The organism is Streptococcus sp. FDAARGOS_256, assembly GCF_002289235.2.
Classification (GTDB): domain Bacteria; phylum Bacillota; class Bacilli; order Lactobacillales; family Streptococcaceae; genus Streptococcus.
Genome location: NZ_NTGM02000001.1, coordinates 972,300 through 989,089 on the forward strand (window position 1 = coordinate 972,300; position 16,790 = coordinate 989,089).

The window sequence follows — 16,790 nt, forward strand, 5'->3', positions numbered from 1 at the left end:
CAAACGAGAATTAGAGTTTACCTTACAAGATTAGACAGTTCATTTCGCCATACGAAAAAAACCTTTTCACATTTCCCTTCGCCAGTCTTAACTGTATCAGGTTCAATGGGTATCATCTCAGCCTAAAGCACCCCAAATGTCTTTATTATTTAATTACTGGACCAGTATAACAGAATTTGAAAGCCCTAGCAAGATATTTGACCGGAAAATATATTTATATAGTTTGTTTGTTCATTCTTTTAATCTACATAAAAGTATTGAATCTGTCCTATAATTCATAACCAATATCAAAAAAGGCTAATTCCAAAGCAACTGCTTGATTCCAGCGTTCCTGAAGTTCTGTCAAATCTTCTCGATTTTTCCCGACACGATTAAGTTCATCAACTAGAAATTGAACCCACTCTGCAAAGAAAGGACCTCTGTGGAGATTAATCCATTCCAAATGAATATAGGCTTTAGGTAGTGCCAAATCTTTAGAACCCCAGTCTAAATAGAGACCTTCTGCAATGACCAGCATGACCAAAAGATGGGCATAGTCTGATGAAGACACAGCAGAATACATTAGCTCCTGAAAGGCTTTTGTTATAGGGTGCAAAGTCACTTCTATATATTCATTCTCTGCTACTTTTAACTCTTTGAAAGCCTTTTGGAAATAGCCGTCTTCATCTGCTTCAAGAAAACCTAGTTGCTTGGCAAAACGAAGCTTGGATTCAAGCTGGTCTGCGTGGGCTACGCAGGCACCCAGCATGGATAAGAAGGCATCAAAAAAGTGATAATCTTGAATTAGGTATTCTTTTAAGACATTATTCTCAATTGTTCCTGCAAAAAGTTCCTTGACAAAACGATGATTGATTGCAGCCTGCCAATCCTTCTGACTGCTTTTTAATAATTCTCCAACAATCAAACCTGGCTGAAATGCATAGTCTTGTGTTTCCATATTTACTTCTCCTATCTTTACTCCTTAGTAATTAATAAAACACCAAGAGATACCAAGCAAAATCCTAGTTTCACTTGATCCTTTTAAAGAAAATTGAGGGCATTTACAGAGAGCTACCTAAACAAGCCTATCCAGTTTATATAAACAAAAAAACTCCAATTACAATCAAGAATTAGAGTTTAGCTTACAAGATTAGATCGTTCATTTCGCCATACGAAAAAACGTTTCACATTTCCCTTCGCCAGTCTTAACTGTATCAGGTTCAATGGGTATCATCTCAGCCTAAAGCACCCCAAATGTCTTTATTATTTAATTACTGGACCAGTATAGCAAAAAATGAAAGCCCTAGCAAGATATTTGACTGAAAAATATATTTATATAGATTTCAATGGTGATTTATTCTTCCTATATACGAAGAAAAACCTCCACATCAAGTGGAGGCAAGCTATTTTATCAATACAATTTTAAGTCACGAGGGTCAACTGGGAAGGTTGGATTGTATGGGTTGTGACGGAGTTTGAAGTGTTTGACATCTTCAATAGTCTGAGTTCCAGATAACTGCATAACTGTCTTCAATTCTGCATTCAAGTGTTCAAAGACTTGACGCACACCAACACTACCGCCGAGAGCCAAGCCATAGATAACCGGGCGGCCAATAGCTACCAAGTCTGCTCCTGAAGCCAAGGCTTTAAAGACGTGTTGGCCACGACGAATACCAGAGTCAAAGACAATTGGTACGCGTTTGTCAACTGCTTCTGCTACTTCTTGAAGTGAGTCAAAGGCAGCTGGCCCACCGTCGATTTGACGGCCACCATGGTTGGTTACCCAGATACCAGAAGCTCCAGCAGCAAGCGAACGTTCAACGTCCTCACGGCATTGTGGCCCCTTGACATAAACAGGAAGTCCTGAGTATTCAGCGATAAATTCTACATCTCGTGGAGATAGGCGCTGTTTAGCTGATTTGTAAACAAAGTCCATTGATTTACCAGCACCTTCTGGCAGGTATTCCTCAACAATTGGCATACCAACGGGGAAGACAAAACCATTGCGCTTATCGACCTCACGATTGCCCCCTACAGTTGCATCCGCCGTCAAGACAATCGCTTTGTAGCCTTCAGCCTTCACACGGTCCATGATATGGCGGTTGATCCCGTCATCCTTACTAAAGTAAAATTGGAACCAATGAGGTGTCCCTTGAAGAGCTTCCGTAATTTCTGGAAGGTCAACGGTAGAGTAGGAACTAGTTGTATAGAGAGAACCAAATTCATGCACACCACGCGCAGTAGCTACTTCCCCCTGTTCATTTGCCAATTTATGAGCCGCAACAGGCGCCATAATAATTGGTGAAGATAATTTTTCACCTGCAAATTCAATCTCTGTACTTGGATTTTCAACATCACAAAGCGTATGAGGAACGATGAGTTTGTGGTTAAAGGCACGGATGTTCTCGCGTAAAGTGAAAGTATCTTCTGCTCCACTAGCGATATAACCAAAGGCAGCTTTAGGAATGACTTGTTGCGCCATTGGCTCCAAATCATAAGTGTTAATAAAATCTACAGGTCCTTCTGCATTGCTTGTTTTATATGACATAAAGTGTCCTCCTTATTAAGTAAGCGTTTACTTTTTCTTACATAAACTATCTTACCTCTTTTTCAGAATCCTTTCAAAAATTTTGTCTGGGAATTTCAAACTGATTATCTGAATATGCCGCCAAAAAAGAAGGTCTCTCATTCTACCATTATCCTATATTCATCTTTACCTTTAGGAATCATAGTTTTATTGCCTATATGCAAAAAATCAGGTAATCCTAGTGACTACCTGATTTTCTATGTTTTAGGCATTTTGCCAATTTTCTTGGTCTTCTTTAAAGCGTTTTAGGAGAGCAAGTCCTTCTGGTGTGATGTAACCTTCTTCTTGGGCTAGGTGGATGAGTTCACTGTAGTTAGAAAGCGTCACCAATTTTACACCAGCATCCGCAAAATTCTTATCAGCTTTTGGCAATTGGTAGCTGAAAATCGCTACGACACCAAGAACATCGGCTCCTTCGCGTTTTGCTGCTGCTACGGCTTCAAGAACAGATCCACCCGTTGAAATGAGGTCTTCAACCACTACCATCTTTTGACCTTGTGCTACGCGACCTTCGATTTGGTTACCAGCTCCGTGGTCTTTTGGTTTGCTACGGATGTAGGCAAAAGGCAAGTTCATCTTATCAGCGATGATAGCTCCGTGTGGAATTCCTGCTGTCGCAGTTCCTGCAATCACTTCTACTTCTGGAAATTCAGCTTTAATAGCTTCCACAAAACCATTTTCAATCAAGCTACGAGTCTCTGGATAGGCTAACGTCACACGGTTGTCAGTATAAATCGGCGATTTGATACCAGATGCCCAAGTAAAAGGCTCTTCTGGTTTAAGGTAAACGGCTTGGATTTTCAAGAGGTGGCTAGCGATATCTTTAGCAAGTGTCATAGTATTCTCCTTTTGTTTTTATAATCTATTTCTTTCATTTCAGTCTTGGTTCCATTCATCCTTGATAGCATGATAAGCTGCAACAGGATCCTCAGCTTGGGTAATAGGACGTCCCACTACGATATAGTCACTACCGATTTGATAGGCGTCAGCAGGTGTCATGACACGTTTTTGGTCTCCAACCGCAGCTCCCGTTGGACGAATTCCTGGTGTCAAACAGATAAAATCTGAATTGGTAGCCTGCTTGATGAGTTGCACTTCCTGAGCCGAGCAAACGACACCATCCAAGCCCGCTTCAGCTGTCTTCTTGGCATAGTGAATCACAGACTCTTGCAGGCTGGTTTGGATATTTTGAAAATCCTGCATCTGGCTTTCCGACGTTGAGGTAAGCTGGGTCACAGCGATCAATTTGGCTTGTGTCCCCAGACCTTCACGCGCAGCCCTCATCATCTCCACACCACCTGCAGCATGAACGTTAGTCATGTCCACACCAAGCTGAGATAAGACCTTCATAGCCGATTTGACTGTATTGGGAATGTCATGTAGTTTGAGGTCCAAAAAGACACTATGCCCCAGTGACTTCAAATAACGGACAACTTCAGGACCTTCCGCATAATAAAGCTCCATCCCTACTTTTAAATAAAGACTTTCTTCTGCTGGGAAAAGAGATAAAAATTCCTTGACTGCCTCAAAACTAGGAAAATCAAGAGCAATAACTGGACGATGTTCACACATACCTTTCTCCTTTTACCTTTACGAGCAAGAGAGTATGGTCAAAAATAAACCACGAAAAAAGGAACCTGCCAACAGCAAGGTTCCACGAAAAATGGGTAGTCTCCACCCTTTCACCGTCTAACCTTAGCTGCCTCTCTGGACTGCTTTAAAGGTTTTTTTCTATTCTATTATTTATAGTAGGACTTGTCAAGCAAAAACTCGAAACTAGACTTCTATACCATTCAAAACCAAGAGGAAAAGTTAGTCTAACGACTCTGTGATTGCTGGCTCGTTTGGCTTTGATTTCCTTGTTCTTCTTGTTTTTTCTTTTCTTCTTCCTGTTTTTTCTTCTCAGCTTCCTTAGCCTCTTGTTTGGCTTTTTCCTCAGCCTCTTCTATCAATTTATCCGCTATCGTATAGCTGTATACTCCAGCTTCCATATCGACTACACTCGGTTCAGACAATTGTGGCTTGATTTTGCTGTAATAAGGCAATTTCTTGCTCAATTCTGATAGGGGAACCAAAATCTCATCTGTATCCAGCATGGTAATTTTTAAAAGATCTGCTGTTGCCTTGCTCGGCGCTAATTCGATTTTCTGGATTTGACTCTTGATATCCTCACTGATGGTAGACAATCCTGTTATCAGCTTTTTCACCTGCTGCTCATCGTTAAAGGTAACTGTCAGATAAGTCTCAGGCAAGTTTAAGCGATCAACAGGAGTTGACTCTACTGTACCACTAGACAGAATAGGATAATGTTCTTCACCAGACACATAATAACCGACAATATCGAATTCCTTGACCTCAATCGTAAAGTTAGTCGGAAATTGATAGTTAATCTTCGCTGATTCTATCCAATGATTGGACTTGATTCGCTCAGCGTATGTTTCCTTATCCAACAATAGAGCTAAAGTATAGTCGCTATCTTGAATCCCAGAAGCCTGTTTGATGTCATCTGCCTGCGTGTTACTATTTCCCTTAACCTCGATATTTTTGATGGTCGAAAGTGGAGTCAATAGATAGACTGAAAGAAGAAGGACCAGGACACTGGGTACCAAGATACTCACAGCTCGCCAAATATGAACAGGCGCAATTTTAGGCTTGGCTGGTTTCTCTGGTTTTTTGGGTTTTTCTTTTTTCTTCTTCTCTTTTTCCTCTTTGACTTTAGGGGCATCCTTTTGAGATTTTTCTTCTTTTTCGGATGGTTCATTGCTTGGACTTGAGGCTTCCTCAACTGACTCACTCGATGATTTCTTGGATTCCTCCAGTAGTTTCGAGTTGGCCTCCTTACGAGCTTGTTTTTCCTTTTCCTTCTCTTCAGCTAGGGCAGCTTCTTCCTCAGCCTTCTTCTTCAGGTATTCCTGGTTTCGTTTCTGCCATTCAGACAATTCTTGCTTCTGGTTTGATTCTTTTTTCTTATCCTTTGACATTGATATTCCTTATGCTAGGTCTTTTCTTAGTAGATCGTAAAAATCTGCAATAGATTTCAATTCAGTCGAAGCTCTCATGCTAGCTTGGTACTGATCCTTGTGACTAAGCAAGTGACTGAGTTTCTCCTCCAAACTTTCCAAGGTCAGGTCACTTTCTTGAAGTTCTTCTGCGTAGCCTTTCTTAACAAAGTAGGCTGCATTTTCAATCTGATCTCCTCGACTTGCTTCACGACCCAATGGTACGATGAGATGGAGTTTCGCCATGGCCAAGAGCTCAAAAATCGTATTGGCACCGCCACGCGTTACCACCACATCTACCATCTCCATCAAGGGTTGATAGAGATCCGTCACATAATCAACACGAAAGAGATTTTGACTCAACTCATTGAGGCTAGAATCTCCAGTGAGATTGATAATATTGTAGCGCTCTGTCAGTTCTTGCTTATGATCTGTCACCAATTGGTTAAAGACACGAGCTCCTGCAGAACCACCGACAAATAATACGGTTGGCAATTTAGGATCAAAGTGGGTTTGGATATCCACCAATTCATCTGGTTCAGGAGTTTTTTGGTCTGAAACCTTGGTCACAGCACCCACATGCTCGACTTTTGCGAGACCAGCAGCTTGCTCAAAGGTTGAATACATCTTGGTCGCAAATTTATAGGCAATTTTATTGGCCAAGCCCATAGACAGGTCCGATTCGTGAATAAAGACAGGCACTCCTGACACTCGCGCTGCGATAACCGGCGGTACAGAGACAAATCCCCCTTTTGAAAAAAGAGCCTGTGGACGCAGTCGTAACATGATAAAGAGCGATTGGACAATTCCCCAACCAACTTTAAACACATCCAGCATATTTTGCCAAGAGAAATAGCGACGCAACTTCCCAGTCGCAATAGAGTGGAAGGTCACATTCAGGCCTGACTTGAGGATTTCTTGGTGTTCGATTCCGTGTTTATCACCAATGTAGTGAACTTCCCAGCCGTCTTCGATGAACTTAGGCATTAACAAAAGGTTGAGGGTAACATGTCCAACCGTCCCCCCACCTGTAAAGACAATTTTTTTCATATTATTCCTTTAACTCCGCTACTGTGTCGATGAAAAGATCTCCACGTACTTCAAAGTTAGCATACATATCCCAGCTAGCATTGGCAGGACTGAGGAGAACCACATCTCCTTGAGTCGCGAGCTCATATGCCTTGCGGGTCGCATCAGCAATATCTGTCGCATCTACATAAGCCACACCAGCCTTATCCGCTGCCCGTTTGACACGTTCTGCAGATTGACCGAGGATAACCATCTTCTTGAGCCCAGTAATATCTGGCACCAATTCGTCAAACTCATTGCCGCGGTCCAAACCACCTGCGATTAAGATAACCTTACTATTGTCAAATCCTGACAAGGCTTTTTGAGTAGCCAAGATATTGGTTGATTTGCTATCGTTATAGAATTTGACCCCCTGAATTTCATCAACAAATTGGAGACGGTGTTTGACACCACCAAAGGCTGATAGAGTTTCCTTGATGGTTTGGTTATCCACACCACGGAGCTTGGCTACAGCAATAGTCGCAAGGGCATTTTCTACATTGTGGCTACCTGGAACACCGATTTCATTAGCTGCCATGACCACTTCCCCACGGAAGTAGAGTTGACCATCTGCTAGGTAGGCTCCATCAACCTTTTCCTGTGTTGAAAATGGTACAACAGTAGCTTGTGTTTTGCTAGCCAATTCTTTTGCCAAATCTTGGTTAAAGTTCAAGACAAGGAAATCAGCTGCTGTCATCTTGTTCTGGATATTCCACTTAGCTGCCACATACTCCTCAAAAGAACCATGGTAGTCGATATGAGTGGGCATGAGGTTGGTAATAATCGCAATCTCAGGATGGAATTCTTGAACACCCATCAGCTGGAAAGAAGAAAGTTCCATGACAAGTGTGTCCTTGGCTGTCACAGTTTGAGCCACTTGACTAGCAGGATAGCCGATGTTCCCTGACAAGAGACCGCGTTGACCAGCAGCAGTCAAAACTTCCCCAATCATCGTCGTTGTAGTGGTTTTCCCATTTGAACCAGTGATACCGATAATTGGTGCTTCCGAAATCAAATAAGCCAATTCCACCTCAGTCAAGACTGGAATCCCCTTTGCCAATGCCTTTTCAATCATGGGATTGCTATACGGGATACCTGGATTTTTCACCATCAGAGCGAAATCTTCATCCAAGAGCTCCAAAGGATGCCCACCAGTGACAACCTTGATTCCATCTTCCAGTAGGCTTTGTGCAGCTGGATTTTCCTCAAAAGGCTTGCCGTCATTTACTGTCACAATAGCTCCTAGCTTGTCCAACAAACGGGCCGCAGACTCACCAGACTTAGCCAAACCTAAAACAAGAACTTTCTTATTTTTAAATTGATCGATTACTTTCATGTCTCAAACTCCATTTCTACTCCTACTATTTTACCATTTTTATGGAAATAATACTAAACGAAAATGCTCTAGCCTTCATTCTAGCATAGAAAAAGAGAGCCATAGCTCTCTTTCTATTTATCTTCTTCTGCTCTTTTTTACAGACATGAGCGTAATGTCTCTCAAGCTAAAGTAGGCTAGGGCCAGCATGGCGATTGTGACAAAGAATTCTGTCGGTAATTGGAAGATTTGCAAGATGGACAACATCAGCAAAATCAAGAGTGCAACAACTACAAAGACCAAGATAACGATGTTGACTGTTCCTTTGATACTTTGGGGTGTCGCAAATACATAGAGTAGTAATAAGAGTATCCCTATGATTAAATAGACCATCTTTATCTCTTTCTAGCTCTTATTCAGCTGATTTTTTCTTTTTGTTGGCTTTCTCGCGCTCTGCCTTGTTGAGGATTTGTTTACGCAAACGGATAGACTCAGGCGTTACTTCCATGTACTCATCGTCATTCAAGAATTCAAGAGACTCTTCAAGGGTCAAGATACGAGGTGTCTTGATAACCGCTGTTTGGTCCTTAGTAGCTGAACGGACGTTGGTCATTTGTTTGGCCTTAGTGATGTTAACTGTCAAGTCATTCTCACGAGAGTTTTCACCAATGATCATTCCTTCGTAAACCTCAGTACCTGGATTGACAAAGATGGTTCCGCGTTCTTCAATCGACATGATTGAGTAAGTTGTTGCCTTACCAGCATCGATGGAAACGAGGGCACCACGGTGACGTCCACCAATTTCACCCGGAATCAATGGTAAGTATTGGTCGAAAGTATGGTTCATGATACCGTAACCACGAGTCATTGACAAGAACTCAGTTGAGTATCCGATCAAACCACGCGCTGGAACAAGGAAGACCAAACGAGTTTGACCATTACCAGTTGAAATCATATCCAACATTTCACCCTTACGTTCAGAAAGGCTTTGGATAACAGAACCTTGGTATTCTTCTGGAGTATCGATTTGAACACGTTCAAATGGCTCACATTTAACACCGTCAATTTCTTTTATGATAACTTCTGGACGAGATACTTGAAGCTCATAGCCTTCACGACGCATGGTTTCAATCAGGATTGACAAGTGCAATTCTCCACGACCTGAAACAGTCCATTTATCTGGTGAATCCGTTGGGTCAACACGAAGGGAAACGTCTGTTTGCAATTCTGCCTGCAAGCGTTCTTCTACCTTACGAGAAGTTACCCATTTTCCTTCACGACCTGCAAATGGTGAGTTGTTGACCAAGAAGGTCATTTGAAGGGTTGGCTCATCGATGTGTAGGATTGGAAGAGCTTCAACTGCGTCTGTCGGAGTAATGGTTTCACCGACAAAGATGTCTTCCATACCTGAAACGGCAATCAAATCACCTGCTTTTGCTTCTTGGATTTCACGACGTTCCAAACCAAAGAAACCGAAGAGTTTTGTTACACGGAAGTTCTTGGTTGTACCATCTAGTTTAGAAAGGGTAACTTGATCCCCAACCTTAACAGTACCACGGAAAACACGACCGATACCGATACGCCCAACGAAGTCATTATAGTCCAAAAGTGACACTTGGAACTGCAAAGGCTCATCTGAGTTGTCCACTGGAGCAGGGATATGGTCGATAATGGTATCAAAGATTGGTGCCATTGTTTTTTCTTGATCAGCTGGATCATCTGACAATGAAGAAGTCCCGTTGATAGCTGAAGCATACACCACTGGGAAATCAAGCTGGTCATCGTCTGCACCAAGCTCAATGAAGAGCTCCAAGACTTCGTCTACTACTTCTGCTGGACGAGCCGATGGTTTGTCGATTTTGTTAACAACCACGATTGGGACAAGGTCTTGTTCCAAGGCTTTTTTCAATACGAAACGAGTTTGTGGCATGGTTCCTTCGTAGGCATCCACGACCAAGACAACACCGTCAACCATTTTCATGATACGCTCAACTTCTCCACCGAAGTCCGCGTGTCCTGGTGTGTCCATGATGTTGATACGAGTTCCGTTGTAGGCAACGGCAGTGTTTTTCGCAAGGATGGTAATTCCACGCTCTTTTTCGATATCGTTTGAGTCCATAGCGCGCTCTGCCAATTCAGTACGTGCATCAAGAGTTTCAGATTGTTTCAATAATTCGTCAACGAGGGTTGTTTTACCGTGGTCAACGTGGGCGATAATCGCAATGTTACGGATATCTTCTCTTAATTTTGTCATGATTTCCTCTAATAATTAAATTTTTATTTCTAACTGAACAATTATACCACAGTCTCATTCAAAAATCACAGTTCAGCTAAGTGTAAATGTTTTCACTCTGCTTTTCTAGTCAAGACAACTCTTTTCAAAGTCAGAGACTTATGATAAGATAAGCTGGTATGCGTTTAGATAGATTATTAGCCCAAGAAAAGGTCAGTCGCAAGGCTATGAAACAGGCTCTATTAAAAAAAGAAATCCTAGTAGATGATTGTCCAGCCAGCTCACTCGCTCAAAATGTCGACACTGGGTTGCAGAAATTAGTCTTTCAAGGACGACAAATCCAAGGCTACGAGCACACCTACCTCATGCTTCATAAGCCAAACGGAGTCGTTACAGCTAGCAAGGATAAGAAACTTCCAACCGTCATGGACCTCCTTCCACCTGACAGCCAGTCTGACCAGCTCTATGCTGTCGGCAGATTAGACCGCGATACCACGGGACTGCTGCTTTTGACAGACAATGGACCTCTTGGCTTCCAACTCCTTCATCCCCAGTACCATGTCGATAAATCCTATCAAGTGGTAGTAAACGGACCGCTCACGTCAGACCATATCCAAAAGTTCTAGGATGGAATTGTCTTTTTAGATGGGACCACTTGTAAACCTGCTCAGCTTGAAATTCTGTCCGCAAGCCCAACAGAGAGCCGGGCCTCCATCACTATCTCTGAGGGCAAATTTCATCAAGTCAAGAAGATGTTTCTATCAGTTGGTGTCAAGGTGACTGCCCTAAAACGAATCCAATTCGGTGACTTTACATTAGACCCAGAACTAGCAGAAGGGCAATACCGTCCCTTGAATCCAGAGGAATCGGAAATCATTAAAAACTACTTAGAGAAAAGTGGATAAAAGAAAAAAGCTTTATGTTTAAAGCTTTTTTTGTTTTTACTTATCTAAAAACTAATGCGATGGCTGCAATCCAGTTAAGTACAGAAATTACAAGTCCTACGATATTGAGAATTTTTTCTGTTTTATAGTCTAGTCCAGATTCTTTTTGGTATGAAAAAGCCAAGACCAATCCTATGATCCCCAAAATCAGACCCACTATTGGCGATAGCAAACCAAGGACGATAGATAAGATACCTAAAATAAGTGAAGGTTTTTTCTTTTGTTGTGAATTCATATTACAAAATCTCCTTAAATTTAATATAAATGATGATACCATAAAATGCTAGCTTTATCTATCATTCGACAGTTTTTTACAGAATCTTAGCTAGTCTTGACCTTCCCAATCCAAGAATCCAATCCATAAGAAAGGATATAAATCTCAGAGAAACCTTGTTTCTTCAAATAAAGTGCTGCATTGGTCACTCGTTGTCCGCGTTGGTTTTCGTAGAGAAGGACAGGTTTATCCTTACGAAGGGCTGCAAGGCTTGACTTCAACTGATTTGAAGGAATATTGCGAGCTCCGAGGATATGTTTTCTGTGAAATTCTGCTGGTTCACGGACATCAATCAATTGCCCTTTTCGAATCAAGGCTTCAAATTCTGCATTATCCACAATCTTAGCCGCACGACGAATACGAAGGTAGTTATAACCCATCCATGCCGCCATCGCTAGTACGATTCCCCACAAAACCCAAATTGTCATAAGTTCTTATCTCCATTTTTCTCTATGTAGTCTAATTCTATCTTGTGCTCTCTACGAAGAACAGCTTCCGCCTCTAGATAGTCTAGCTTGTCCATCAGACCTGCATCATAGATCCGAGAGAGTTCGAGCTTCATCAGTTCAATATCATACAAGCGCTTCCCCATGTAAACAATAATGCCAAACTGTTTGAGAAATTGCTGCACATCATAGAATGTTTTCATAGCTTTCATTCTAACAGATTTTAGACTTTTTTTCAATACCAGTTTGGGGCTTTCCTCTCTTCCTTTCATCTTCTTTGCTCATTCTTCACCAAGTGTGGTACAATAAAAGCATGAGAATTCAACAATTACACTATATTATCAAAATCGTCGAAACTGGCTCTATGAATGAAGCAGCCAAGCAACTCTTTATCACCCAACCAAGTCTCTCTAATGCCGTTCGAGACTTGGAAAATGAAATGGGCATTGAAATCTTTATCCGCAATCCCAAGGGCATTACCTTGACTCGTGATGGGATGGAGTTTCTCTCCTATGCCCGTCAGGTCGTTGAGCAAACTCAGCTTCTGGAAGAACGCTATAAAAATCCTATCGCCCACCGCGAACTTTTCAGCGTTTCCTCTCAGCACTATGCCTTTGTAGTCAATGCCTTTGTCTCTCTGCTCAAGAAAAGTGATATGGAGAAATACGAGCTCTTCCTTCGTGAAACTCGGACTTGGGAGATTATCGATGACGTCAAGAACTTCCGTAGCGAGGTCGGTGTCCTCTTTTTAAACAGCTACAACCGCGATGTTTTAACGAAAATGCTAGATGACAATCACCTCTTAGCCCACCACCTCTTTACCGCTCAACCCCATATCTTTGTTAGCAAGACCAATCCTCTAGCTAAAAAAGACAAGGTCAAACTGGCTGATTTAGAAGATTTTCCTTACCTCAGTTACGACCAGGGGACGCACAACTCCTTCTACTTTTCAGAGGAGATTCTTTCACAAGAGCACCACAAGAAATCCATCGTAGTCAGTGACCGTGCCACCCTCTTTAATCTTTTGATTGGTTTGGATGGTTACACCATTGCAACAGGGATATTGAACAGCAACCTCAACGGAGACAATATCGTTTCCATTCCACTGGACATTGACGACCCGATTGAACTAGTCTATATCCAACATGAAAAAACCAGCCTGTCTAAGATGGGCGAACGCTTTATCGAATACTTACTAGAAGAAGTTCAATTCGATAATTAATAGAAAAATGAAAAAGGGAAAAAGAAAAAGTTAGGAAATAAAAAGTGAAAAAGATACTACTGACCAGTGCTTTAATCCTTTCAATCGCAGGATTAGCACCCGCATCCGTCTTAGGAGAAGAAAACACAACTCAATCCACATCTGCTGTCAAGGAAGCAATTGCCAAAGAAGAAAAGAAAGAGTCGAGTGTTGAGGAAAACTCTAAATCAGAAGTTCTTCCTAAAGTAGATGTGCAAGAAGACAAGCCCAAAAAAGAAGGATGGTACCAAGAAAATCACCACTGGCGTTTTTACCAAGATGATAAGCCTGCTTTGAACTGGAAACAAATCCAAGGCAAATGGTACTACTTCGATCAAGATGGTAATCGTCTTCATTCTACTGTCTACAAAGGTTATGCCTTTGACCAAGATGGTGTCATGACAGAAAATAGCTGGACCAAACTGGACAATCAATGGTATTATGCTGATTCCTCTGGACGACTTGCTCAGAACACCTGGAAAAAAATCAATGGTTCTTGGTATTATTTTGACCAAACTGGAAGCATGCTCAGCAACACTGCCGTTGACGGCTATCTGCTCACAAAAAGCGGGGCTATGGCGGAAAAGGGCTGGACAAAATTAGATCAAATTTGGTACTATGTCGCTCCTTCTGGAAAGATCTCGCAGGATAAATGGGAGAAAATCAACGGTTCTTGGTATTACTTTGACAAAGACGGTGGAATGCTGAGTGCGACAACCTTCAAGGGCTACCTCTTCAACCAGAGCGGAGCTATGGCAGAAAACAACTGGGTCAAAATCAAGGATACTTGGTTCTATGCGAACGGGTCAGGGAGATATGTCCAAGAAAACTGGCAAAAGATTCAAGGTTCCTGGTACTCATTTGACCAGAATGGTGGGATGCTAGCAGACAAATGGAAAGAAAGCTACTACCTTAAAACCAGTGGAGCCATGGCGGAGAATGAGTGGATCTTCGATAAAGCCTACAAGAGCTGGTTCTATCTAAAAGCGGATGGTCGTTATGCAAATCAGGAGTGGATTGGAGCATACTACCTCAAGTCAGGTGGTTACATGGCAAAGAGCGAATGGATTTACGATAACTCTGACAAAGCACGCTACTACCTAGATGATAATGGACATTATGTTTCAGGAACTTACAAGATAGACGGTAAGGAACACCTGTTCCAAAAATACGGCCAATGGATTTCTGAAGTTTCAACTGAAGGCGGATTTACAAAAGGCCTATACAGCAATACCATTTTCCTAGATCCTGGGCATGGTGGTCGAGATTCAGGTGCCTTTTACTACAATGTAGCTGAAAAAGATCTCAACATGCAGATTTATCGTAAGCTTCGTACTAAGTTAGAAGAACTAGGCTACAAGGTCCTCACTTCTCGTGATAGTGATATTGACGTTGATTTTGTTACCGAACGTTCTCGTATGGTTAATAAGACCAACTCTGATATTTTTATCAGTATTCACTTCAACGCTACTGGTAATACCTACTCAAAAGCAAGCGGTATTCAAACCTACTCCTATAGCGATGAACCTGATTATCCAAGTAGGATTAATAAATTCTGGCACAATCACCCTGATCGTATGAGTGAAAGCAAACGCCTCGCCGCTGCCATCCACTCCTCTCTTCTAGCAGAAACAGGAGCTAAGGACGCTGGCTTGTTGGAGAGCAGCTATGCCGTACTACGCGAAACAGCCAAACCAGCCGTTCTCCTAGAGCTTGGTTATATGGATAATTTCTCCGAAAACCAACAAATCAGAGATAGCCGCTACCAAGATAAACTGGTCGCAGGCATTGTAAAAGGGATCCAAAAATACTACGCTGGTAAATAAAAACAAAGTCTCGAGAAATCTCGAGACTTTTTATTTGCCTTCTTTTTTATCTTTATCAGGAAAGAGGTAGCCAAGCCCTACACAAGCTAGCACACCGGCACCAATCACCAAACCATTTGAAATTGGCAAAAGATCAAAAATAGCATTTGCGATGATAAAGGCAATGATCAAGCACATCAGACTAGCCTTGTAATCTTTTTTCAAAAAGTTTTCTAGTGTGAAATAGAGGAACAATCCTACCGGAATGAGTGACCAGAGGTTGACATCCAAACTTGGCCATCCAACAGAACCGAAATACAATACTAGCGCTGCTGCTACTAAAAATACAAGTCCTAATAATTTTTTCATTTTTTTGTCTCCATTTTCTTTTTTAGGTTCTTGAGTTGTCTGATACTGACCCCTCACGCCCCTTACATGAACCATTATAGCAGAGGAATTTTTCAAGAACAAGCCCTTTTGCCTATCTGGTCAATATCTCTGTCTAAGTGGTTGAATATTTGTAACAAAAGAAAAAGAAGCACTAATGGGCTTCTTGATTCTGCCGATTGTAACAGTATTTTTGAACGAATACCATCTAGTTTTTCTTTTCCTTTGGCTCTAGAGAAGATTTGATTGATTCACGGTCTGCTTGTAGTTGAGCTAAGTTCTTTTCTGCTTCCTCAAGTTTACTGGTATCTGGTTTCACACGATAATAAACATTTTCTGGTTTCATTAACATAGACCCATAATCTTGTCCTGAAAGTAGTCTTTCCTCAGTATGATTGCTTTTATCCGTAATCTTTCCGTCATCAGCAGGTTGCATAACGACTCCACTTGGCACAGCTACTATTACAAATCCTCCAGCAACAGAATCTTTTACCCATGCACTGATAGACGCTGTCTCAGGGTTACGATTATCTTGTCCTTTTGATACCTTTAATCCAACTACAGATTCGTACTTTTGATCATTTGTAAACCAAGTCGCACGTACTTCTCCAGAATCATTAATAATGTATTCATTACCAGATTGACTACGCCAAGTACCTTCTAAACTAGACAAGTCATTGTTCTTAATTGCTTCAATATCTAATTTTGGAACAGCAGTTTCTTTCTTGAACTTGCTAACAAATGCTTCTGCTTCCGTAATTTTGGTATCTAAAGCAGTCAGTTGATCCTTGAGTTTCTGAATTTCCTCTTGTTTATCCTTATCAGTCTCATCTGTCTTTCCTTGGCTTGTAGACGATTGACTTGTTGACTCTGTAGTTGAAACAGCAGACGATGCTTGATTTGACTCTTTCTTTACAATCAGAAAATATGAGAAAATACTTACCAAGATAAGAGTGACTAAAACAGCGAGTGCTATGCCAATATAGATTTTTATTTTTTTATTTGGAGTCAACTTTGATTCTGACCGCTTACGTCCGTTAATCTCTTCAAATTGTCTTTCCCGTTCTTTCTTATTCATAATTTTCTCCTTTTTGATTTATATTCAGCCAAGTTTGCGAGACTTCATTCGTTACTATCCATGAACTTTTATGACTTTTTAAAAAAATCAAAGCAAAAATTTCTAGAATAATTAACAGCCTATAGTCCTCTAAAACGGAACGAAAACAAGTGCTTATTAAAATATATTATACCACAAAATATAAATTTTAGTTTTAATTTATAAGTAGGAGTTTCTGACGTTAAATAGAACCTATCTCAAACGTTCCACCTTTCCTATATTTACAAAAAAAGAAGCCCGTTTGGACTTCTTGATTCTGCCGATTGCAGGGCTTGAACCTGTGACCTACGCGTTACGAGTGCGTTGCTCTACCAACTGAGCTAAATCGGCGATTACCCTTTTAGTATAGCACTCTGAGAATAGATGTCAAGAAATTTTTATCTCCATTAGAAAAAG

The 16,790-nt window shown here is 41.3% G+C and carries 16 protein-coding genes, 1 tRNA gene, 1 pseudogene and 2 riboswitches; of the genes and pseudogenes, 3 read left to right on the plus strand and 15 right to left on the minus strand.

What is annotated here, in order from left to right; translation table 11 throughout:
• Nucleotides 1-56: 56 nt before the first annotated feature.
• Nucleotides 57-145, minus strand: a riboswitch (TPP riboswitch).
• Between the two features lie 123 nt (nt 146-268).
• The 9 genes from A6J84_RS05000 to typA all read right to left on the minus strand — a co-directional run bounded on the left by A6J84_RS05000 (nt 269) and on the right by typA (nt 10,202).
• The gene (locus A6J84_RS05000) at nt 269-937 is read right to left on the minus strand and encodes a TenA family protein (RefSeq protein WP_000449811.1); all 669 of its coding nucleotides are present in this window, start codon (nt 935-937) and stop codon (nt 269-271) included.
• A 216-nt stretch (nt 938-1,153) separates the two neighbouring features.
• Nucleotides 1,154-1,242: riboswitch (TPP riboswitch) on the minus strand.
• 148 nt (nt 1,243-1,390) lie between these two features.
• Nucleotides 1,391-2,527 carry an L-lactate oxidase gene (gene lctO, locus A6J84_RS05005; RefSeq protein ID WP_006145218.1) on the minus strand — a complete coding sequence of 379 codons (1,137 nt, stop codon included), beginning with the start codon at nt 2,525-2,527 and terminating at the stop codon, nt 1,391-1,393.
• Nucleotides 2,528-2,770: 243 nt separating this feature from the next.
• Nucleotides 2,771-3,403 (minus strand): orotate phosphoribosyltransferase, encoded by a 633-nt coding sequence (gene pyrE, locus A6J84_RS05010; protein WP_095726170.1) that lies wholly within the window; start codon nt 3,401-3,403, stop codon nt 2,771-2,773.
• 39 nt (nt 3,404-3,442) lie between these two features.
• Complete coding sequence (pyrF, locus tag A6J84_RS05015; protein ID WP_095726171.1) at nt 3,443-4,138, minus strand: orotidine-5'-phosphate decarboxylase; 696 nt, start codon at nt 4,136-4,138, stop codon at nt 3,443-3,445.
• A 245-nt stretch (nt 4,139-4,383) separates the two neighbouring features.
• Nucleotides 4,384-5,547, minus strand: coding sequence for a cell division protein FtsQ/DivIB (locus A6J84_RS05020; protein ID WP_095726172.1), 1,164 nt, complete (start codon nt 5,545-5,547; stop codon nt 4,384-4,386).
• Between the two features lie 9 nt (nt 5,548-5,556).
• Nucleotides 5,557-6,615 carry a UDP-N-acetylglucosamine--N-acetylmuramyl-(pentapeptide) pyrophosphoryl-undecaprenol N-acetylglucosamine transferase gene (locus tag A6J84_RS05025; RefSeq protein ID WP_095726173.1) on the minus strand — a complete coding sequence of 353 codons (1,059 nt, stop codon included), beginning with the start codon at nt 6,613-6,615 and terminating at the stop codon, nt 5,557-5,559.
• A 1-nt stretch (nt 6,616) separates the two neighbouring features.
• A complete protein-coding gene (gene murD / locus A6J84_RS05030) occupies nt 6,617-7,969 on the minus strand; it encodes a UDP-N-acetylmuramoyl-L-alanine--D-glutamate ligase (protein ID WP_095726174.1) in 1,353 nt (450 codons plus the stop codon).
• A gap of 117 nt (nt 7,970-8,086) precedes the next feature.
• Complete coding sequence (locus A6J84_RS05035) at nt 8,087-8,341, minus strand: DUF3165 family protein (RefSeq protein ID WP_000262666.1); 255 nt, start codon at nt 8,339-8,341, stop codon at nt 8,087-8,089.
• 19 nt (nt 8,342-8,360) lie between these two features.
• Nucleotides 8,361-10,202, minus strand: coding sequence for a translational GTPase TypA (gene typA / locus A6J84_RS05040; protein WP_095726175.1), 1,842 nt, complete (start codon nt 10,200-10,202; stop codon nt 8,361-8,363).
• Nucleotides 10,203-10,360: 158 nt separating this feature from the next.
• Here typA and A6J84_RS05045 point away from each other — a divergent pair.
• Nucleotides 10,361-11,086, plus strand: a pseudogene (locus A6J84_RS05045) (16S rRNA pseudouridine(516) synthase).
• 40 nt (nt 11,087-11,126) lie between these two features.
• On the opposite strand, the gene A6J84_RS05050 reads toward A6J84_RS05045, so the two are convergent.
• The 3 genes from A6J84_RS05050 to A6J84_RS05060 all read right to left on the minus strand — a co-directional run bounded on the left by A6J84_RS05050 (nt 11,127) and on the right by A6J84_RS05060 (nt 12,117).
• Entirely contained in the window at nt 11,127-11,360 is a 234-nt protein-coding gene (locus tag A6J84_RS05050; RefSeq protein ID WP_070569094.1) for a hypothetical protein, read from the minus strand.
• Nucleotides 11,361-11,446: 86 nt separating this feature from the next.
• Nucleotides 11,447-11,827: a rhodanese-like domain-containing protein gene (locus A6J84_RS05055; RefSeq protein ID WP_070569096.1), complete on the minus strand. Its 381-nt coding sequence runs from the start codon at nt 11,825-11,827 to the stop codon at nt 11,447-11,449.
• The gene (locus A6J84_RS05060) at nt 11,824-12,117 is read right to left on the minus strand and encodes a YqgQ family protein (protein WP_049477930.1); all 294 of its coding nucleotides are present in this window, start codon (nt 12,115-12,117) and stop codon (nt 11,824-11,826) included. Before A6J84_RS05060 ends, A6J84_RS05055 begins: the two co-directional genes overlap by 4 nt.
• A gap of 41 nt (nt 12,118-12,158) precedes the next feature.
• Here A6J84_RS05060 and A6J84_RS05065 point away from each other — a divergent pair, with 41 nt between their 5' ends.
• Together A6J84_RS05065 and A6J84_RS05070 are read left to right on the plus strand one after the other, a co-directional pair.
• Entirely contained in the window at nt 12,159-13,067 is a 909-nt protein-coding gene (locus tag A6J84_RS05065; RefSeq protein WP_001222578.1) for a LysR family transcriptional regulator, read from the plus strand.
• A gap of 44 nt (nt 13,068-13,111) precedes the next feature.
• Complete coding sequence (locus tag A6J84_RS05070; protein WP_095726176.1) at nt 13,112-14,911, plus strand: N-acetylmuramoyl-L-alanine amidase; 1,800 nt, start codon at nt 13,112-13,114, stop codon at nt 14,909-14,911.
• Nucleotides 14,912-14,941: 30 nt separating this feature from the next.
• Here the strand turns inward: A6J84_RS05070 and A6J84_RS05075 are convergent, their stop codons facing one another.
• The 3 genes from A6J84_RS05075 to A6J84_RS05085 all read right to left on the minus strand — a co-directional run bounded on the left by A6J84_RS05075 (nt 14,942) and on the right by A6J84_RS05085 (nt 16,724).
• Nucleotides 14,942-15,259 carry a hypothetical protein gene (locus tag A6J84_RS05075; protein ID WP_095726177.1) on the minus strand — a complete coding sequence of 106 codons (318 nt, stop codon included), beginning with the start codon at nt 15,257-15,259 and terminating at the stop codon, nt 14,942-14,944.
• Nucleotides 15,260-15,485: 226 nt separating this feature from the next.
• A complete protein-coding gene (locus tag A6J84_RS05080) occupies nt 15,486-16,355 on the minus strand; it encodes a DUF6287 domain-containing protein (protein ID WP_049518940.1) in 870 nt (289 codons plus the stop codon).
• A gap of 296 nt (nt 16,356-16,651) precedes the next feature.
• A tRNA-Thr gene (locus tag A6J84_RS05085) sits at nt 16,652-16,724 on the minus strand.
• Nucleotides 16,725-16,790: the final 66 nt, after the last annotated feature.

Excerpts from the sequence above, each read along its gene's own strand:
- A6J84_RS05000 (WP_000449811.1), bottom strand. The coding sequence starts at position 937 with ATGGAAACACAAGACTATGCATTTCAGCCAGGTTTGATTGTTGGAGAA.
- lctO (WP_006145218.1), bottom strand. The coding sequence starts at position 2,527 with ATGTCATATAAAACAAGCAATGCAGAAGGACCTGTAGATTTTATTAAC.
- pyrE (WP_095726170.1), bottom strand. The coding sequence starts at position 3,403 with ATGACACTTGCTAAAGATATCGCTAGCCACCTCTTGAAAATCCAAGCC.
- pyrF (WP_095726171.1), bottom strand. The coding sequence starts at position 4,138 with ATGTGTGAACATCGTCCAGTTATTGCTCTTGATTTTCCTAGTTTTGAG.
- A6J84_RS05020 (WP_095726172.1), bottom strand. The coding sequence starts at position 5,547 with ATGTCAAAGGATAAGAAAAAAGAATCAAACCAGAAGCAAGAATTGTCT.
- A6J84_RS05025 (WP_095726173.1), bottom strand. The coding sequence starts at position 6,615 with ATGAAAAAAATTGTCTTTACAGGTGGGGGGACGGTTGGACATGTTACC.
- murD (WP_095726174.1), bottom strand. The coding sequence starts at position 7,969 with ATGAAAGTAATCGATCAATTTAAAAATAAGAAAGTTCTTGTTTTAGGT.
- A6J84_RS05035 (WP_000262666.1), bottom strand. The coding sequence starts at position 8,341 with ATGGTCTATTTAATCATAGGGATACTCTTATTACTACTCTATGTATTT.
- typA (WP_095726175.1), bottom strand. The coding sequence starts at position 10,202 with ATGACAAAATTAAGAGAAGATATCCGTAACATTGCGATTATCGCCCAC.
- A6J84_RS05050 (WP_070569094.1), bottom strand. The coding sequence starts at position 11,360 with ATGAATTCACAACAAAAGAAAAAACCTTCACTTATTTTAGGTATCTTA.
- A6J84_RS05055 (WP_070569096.1), bottom strand. The coding sequence starts at position 11,827 with ATGACAATTTGGGTTTTGTGGGGAATCGTACTAGCGATGGCGGCATGG.
- A6J84_RS05060 (WP_049477930.1), bottom strand. The coding sequence starts at position 12,117 with ATGAAAGGAAGAGAGGAAAGCCCCAAACTGGTATTGAAAAAAAGTCTA.
- A6J84_RS05065 (WP_001222578.1), top strand. The coding sequence starts at position 12,159 with ATGAGAATTCAACAATTACACTATATTATCAAAATCGTCGAAACTGGC.
- A6J84_RS05075 (WP_095726177.1), bottom strand. The coding sequence starts at position 15,259 with ATGAAAAAATTATTAGGACTTGTATTTTTAGTAGCAGCAGCGCTAGTA.
- A6J84_RS05080 (WP_049518940.1), bottom strand. The coding sequence starts at position 16,355 with ATGAATAAGAAAGAACGGGAAAGACAATTTGAAGAGATTAACGGACGT.